Here is a 4,546-nt window from a genome sequence, read left to right as displayed (position 1 = left end):
CTGACCGGGCCACGGTTGAGCACCACCCGGATCAGGATTTCCGCCTTGTTCATCACCCGCTGACCATCTGCCTCCTGATAGGCCGGGTTGCGGCCGCCCCGGGTGGCCACCAGTACATCGTCGAGGTAGAGGTCGAGCGTGTCCACATCCAGATCATCGATACCGGCATAGCCGATGGCGGCGAGGATGCGCCCCAGATTGGGGTCGGAGGCAAAAAAGGCGGTTTTCACCAGCGGCGAGCGACCGATCGCATAGCCGATTGCCTTGCATTCGCTCTCGTCACGCCCCCCCTCCACCTGCACGGTCATGAATTTGGTAGCGCCTTCGCCATCACGCACAATGGCTTGCGCCAAGGTTTGCGCCAGCTCGGTCACGGCATCGCGCAAGGCAGCAAATTCGGCGCTGGCGGCATCGACGATTTCAGCGCCGGTCTGGCCGGTGGCAATCAGCATAAAGCTGTCATTGGTCGAAGTATCGCCATCGATGGTGATGCAGTTGAACGAGCGATCGGCGGCATGCTTGACCAGAGCCTGCAGCAAGGGCTGCGCAATCCTGGCATCAGTGGCGACAAAACCGAGCATGGTGGCCATATTCGGATGGATCATGCCGGCGCCCTTGGCGATGCCGGTCACCGTGACGGTGTGCCCGCCGACCTGTACCTGACGGCTGGCCGCCTTGGCCACCACATCAGTAGTCATGATCGCTTCTGCTGCCTCGGCCCAGTTGGCCGGTGCCAGATTCGCCAGCGCCTGCGGCAAGGCAGCGACAATCTTCTCGAACGGTAGCGGCTCCAGAATCACCCCGGTAGAAAAAGGCAGAATCTGCTCGCGCTTGGCGCCCATGGCGCCAGCCAGGGCATCGCAAACCTGCAAGGCGCGCTCGCGGCCATCAAGGCCGGTGCCGGCATTGGCATTGCCGGTATTCACCACCAGCGCACGCGGCGTGGCGGTGGCCAAATGCTCGCGGCACAGCTGCACCGGCGCGGCGCAAAAACGGTTCTTGGTAAACACACCCGCCACCCGGGCCCCTTCGGCCAAGGCCATCACCAACACATCCTTACGCCCCACTTTTTTGATACCGGCACTGGCGATCCCCAGGGTCACACCGGGAACCGGGTAGAGAGCGGCGGGGTCGGGGGCGGAGAGATTGACGGGCATGGCTGGGTCCTTATGGTGCAGTGCAGAAAAGCGCCGATTGTAATACCGATGCCCGACAAAACGATGAAATCATCAGCCATTCATGCGGCGAATCCCTGCTGGACTCGCCGCCAGTCACGGTATCATCGCGGCCACTTCTGCTCAGCCACAAGGTATGCCGCCCATGTTCAGCCCCGACACCTACGCCGCCCGCCGCGCCGCCCTCGCCCGCCAACTGGGCAGCGGCCTGATCCTGTTGCCTGGCAATGCCGACAGTCCGATGAACTATGCGGACAATATCTACCCCTTCCGCCAGGATTCGAGCTTTCTGTATTTCTTCGGGCTGGATCTGCCCGGCCTTGCCGCCACCATCGATATCGACGCCGACCGCGTCACGCTGTTCGGCGACGATGGCGATATCGACAGCATCGTCTGGACCGGCCCTTTGGCCAGTCTGGCCGAGCAGGCCGAGGCCGTTGCGGTGCAGCATACCGCAGCCTTCAGCAAGCTCGCCGACCATCTGGCCAGCGCCCGCGCAGCCGGCCGCAGCATCCACTACCTGCCGCCCTATCGCGCCGAGCAGCGCCAGCTGTTGAGTGCCTTGCTGGGGCAGCCCCTTGCCGCCATCGATGCCGGCGCATCCGAAGCCCTGGCTAATGCGGTAATCGAACTGCGCTCGGTCAAGTCGGCAGAGGAAATCGCCCAGATGGAAAACGCGCTGGAAGTCGCGCAGCGCATGCATCTCTTGGCCATGCGCTCGGCCAAACCCGGCGTGAAGGAGCAAGAAATCGTCGGGCTGATGCAGGGCCTTGCCGCCAGCCAGGGACGAGCGCTGGCCTATCCGATCATCTTCAGCCGCGATGGCCATATCCTGCACAACCATGGCCATGGCTACACCCTGAAAGCCGGCGACCTGGTGGTGAACGACAGCGGCGCGGAGAGCCCGCTGCATTACGCCAGCGATATCACCCGCACCATTCCGGTCGGCGGCAAATTCAGCGACAAGCAAAAGACGGTGTACCAGGCGGTGCTCGACGCCCAGCTGGCCGCCATCAATGCCATGCGCCCAGGCGTGCCTTACCGCGAAGTGCATGATCTGGCGGCACAGACCCTGGTGGCTGGCCTCGCCGACACCGGCCTGTTCAAGGGCGACAGCGCCGAGGTGGTGGATAGCGGCGCCTATGCGCTGCTGTTCCCACATGGCCTCGGTCACCATATCGGCCTCGACGTGCATGATATGGAAGGCCTGGGCGAGGATCGGGTCGGCTATGGCGAAGGCATCAGCCGCAGCAGCGACTTCGGCCGCCGCTCACTGCGCCTGGGCCGCCCCCTGCGCGAGGGTTGGGTGGTGACGGTGGAACCGGGCGCCTATTTCATCCCGGCACTGATCGACCGCTGGCAGGCGGAAAACCGCCATGCCGATCTGATCGACTATGCCGTATTCCAGCAATACCGCGACTTTGGCGGCATCCGCATCGAAGACGACGTACTGGTCACCGCCGACGGCGCCCGGGTACTGGGCAAACCGATCGCCAAGACGATAGAGGACGTGGAAGCGGCGGCCGGCGCCTGAGTGATCCGGACATATACACTCTCGACAAGACGACAAAGCCCTGTGCTGCCACTGCCTGCCGCCCCCGGTAGCAGGCAGGCGGCGTGATGAAAGGTGCTTGAACAGCGCCGGCAAGTAGCGCTATGCTGCGCGCCGGTCCGCAGTTCACCTAGGCGTCGCCGGTTCTCCTGAACCACGCTAAACCTGCTTGGCAATTCTCAGTTGGTGCACGTTCAATCGGGCACCCTGCTTGGCTCGAAACCTTTGTGCCAAGCCATAACGGCGACCAGTGGCGTACTCATCGAGTAGGCACGATGACAAGGAATCGACCATGTCTCGTCCGGTATTTCCGTTTCACGCCCCTGATATTTCCGCCCTGTCGCGCTCCCTGCTCAAGCAATGGGCCGAGCAGCCTGCGCCGCCCAGCCATGTAGAAATGCTCAATATGCTGGCGCGGGCCATCGGCCATCAGAACTTCCAGCATTTTCGCGCCGTCAGCGAGGCCAGCCATCCGGTGGCGGCCATCGCGCCGGAAGCTGCGCCCGCCGCAGCCGCCATCGACCCGGTAAACAAGCATCTGCTGCGCCACTTCGACGCGGCCGGCCGCATGTTGCGCTGGCCCAGCAAGCACAAGGAACAGCTACCCTGCCTGTGGACGGTATGGGCACGCATTCCGGCTGGCCGCGATATGAGCGAGCGCGAGGTCAACGAATTCATCAAACAGGGTGAATCGTTCGGCGACCATGTGCTGCTGCGCCGCGAGCTGGTGAATTACAAATTGCTGGATCGCACCCTCGATTGCCGCATCTATCGACGAAATGAACAGCCGGTGCCGGCCGAGGTAGCGCCGCTGCTGGTCGAGGCCTTGCGGAGGGCTGCAGCATGAGTGCCCACGGCAATGCCGTAACGCTGCAAGCGTTTGATGCCAGCGCCGTACCCGCGCTGCAGGCCATCTACAACCCGAGCTGGCCCTCCGGCACCGCCCCCGATTTGGCCTGCGACCTGGTCGACCATGGACGCGCCGGTGGTCAGCAGGTCGCCATTGCCTGGCGCAATGGTATGGCGGTGGGCTGTGTGGCCTGGGTCACACTGGGAATCGCCAGCGGCGGTCCCTGCTTCGGCGCCCCCTTGGTCGCCAGCGATGGCGACGTGGCTGACCTTCTGATTGCCCGTCTGATCGCCGAAGCGAGCAGCGCCGGAGCGCGGCAATTACGCGTCAGTGTCTGGGCTGGCGAAGGCGCCAAAGCACAAGCATTGCAGCGAGCCGGCTTTCACTACGACATGGAATGGCTGCACTTCGGCCTGCCGACTGCCGTTGCCGCGCCGGTGGACTTTGCCGCGCTGGGACTACACCCGATCGATGAAGCGGATATCGACTGGCCGCGCTTTCAGCAGCTGTATGCAGAAACCTTCCGCGAGGTGCCCAATGCCGTCGTTGGCGATGCCGAACACCTCAAGCACGACTGTGCCGGTGCCAGTTGGGAAGTGAGCCGCATCCTGGCCGATGCAACTGGCCGCTATGTGGCCTTTGCCGATTTTGAAGCCGATGGCACGGCCGCCTTGGGCGTCGCGGCCGACTGGCGCGGCCGCGGCGTGGCCAATGCGCTGTATGCCCATGCAAGCAGCGCATTGGCGGCTCGCGGCGTCGGCATGCTGCGGGCTCGGGTTGCCAGCAGCAATGCCGCCTCGATGCGTCTGCACCAAAAGCTTGGCTTCAACGAAATCATGCCGCGCGGCGCGGTGTATGGGCTGACGCTGTAGGCGGCTTAGCTGACGACTTGCCAACTATGTGCGAACCGTCGCCTATTTATCAGGGCATTTGACGTTCTAACCATTTGCATCAGCCCAAGGTGCTTTG

4 protein-coding genes are annotated in these 4,546 nt (G+C 63.5%); 3 read left to right on the top strand and 1 reads right to left on the bottom strand.

What is annotated here, in order from left to right:
- Positions 1-1,157 (bottom strand): bifunctional glutamate N-acetyltransferase/amino-acid acetyltransferase ArgJ (argJ, locus tag ACE3OH_RS19810; protein WP_374357227.1); only part of this gene is annotated, 1,157 nt, incomplete at its 3' end.
- Positions 1,158-1,320: 163 nt separating this feature from the next.
- Here argJ and ACE3OH_RS19805 point away from each other — a divergent pair.
- The 3 genes from ACE3OH_RS19805 (at position 1,321) to ACE3OH_RS19795 (ending at position 4,449) form a co-directional block, all read left to right on the top strand.
- Positions 1,321-2,709, top strand: coding sequence for an aminopeptidase P family protein (locus tag ACE3OH_RS19805; RefSeq protein ID WP_374357225.1), 1,389 nt, complete (start codon positions 1,321-1,323; stop codon positions 2,707-2,709).
- A 310-nt stretch (positions 2,710-3,019) separates the two neighbouring features.
- The gene (locus tag ACE3OH_RS19800) at positions 3,020-3,574 is read left to right on the top strand and encodes a DUF2087 domain-containing protein (protein WP_374357223.1); all 555 of its coding nucleotides are present in this window, start codon (positions 3,020-3,022) and stop codon (positions 3,572-3,574) included.
- Positions 3,571-4,449 (top strand): N-acetyltransferase family protein, encoded by an 879-nt coding sequence (locus ACE3OH_RS19795; RefSeq protein ID WP_374357221.1) that lies wholly within the window; start codon positions 3,571-3,573, stop codon positions 4,447-4,449. The genes ACE3OH_RS19800 and ACE3OH_RS19795 overlap by 4 nt, the downstream gene beginning before the upstream one ends.
- Positions 4,450-4,546 lie beyond the last annotated feature (97 nt).

This window comes from Chitinimonas sp. (assembly GCF_041904975.1).
Lineage (GTDB): Bacteria > Pseudomonadota > Gammaproteobacteria > Burkholderiales > Chitinimonadaceae > Chitinimonas.
Note: the sequence above shows the minus strand (reverse complement) of the source record. Positions and strands in the feature narration are given on the sequence as shown.

Excerpts from the sequence above, each read along its gene's own strand:
- ACE3OH_RS19805 (WP_374357225.1), top strand. The coding sequence starts at position 1,321 with ATGTTCAGCCCCGACACCTACGCCGCCCGCCGCGCCGCCCTCGCCCGC.
- ACE3OH_RS19800 (WP_374357223.1), top strand. The coding sequence starts at position 3,020 with ATGTCTCGTCCGGTATTTCCGTTTCACGCCCCTGATATTTCCGCCCTG.
- ACE3OH_RS19795 (WP_374357221.1), top strand. The coding sequence starts at position 3,571 with ATGAGTGCCCACGGCAATGCCGTAACGCTGCAAGCGTTTGATGCCAGC.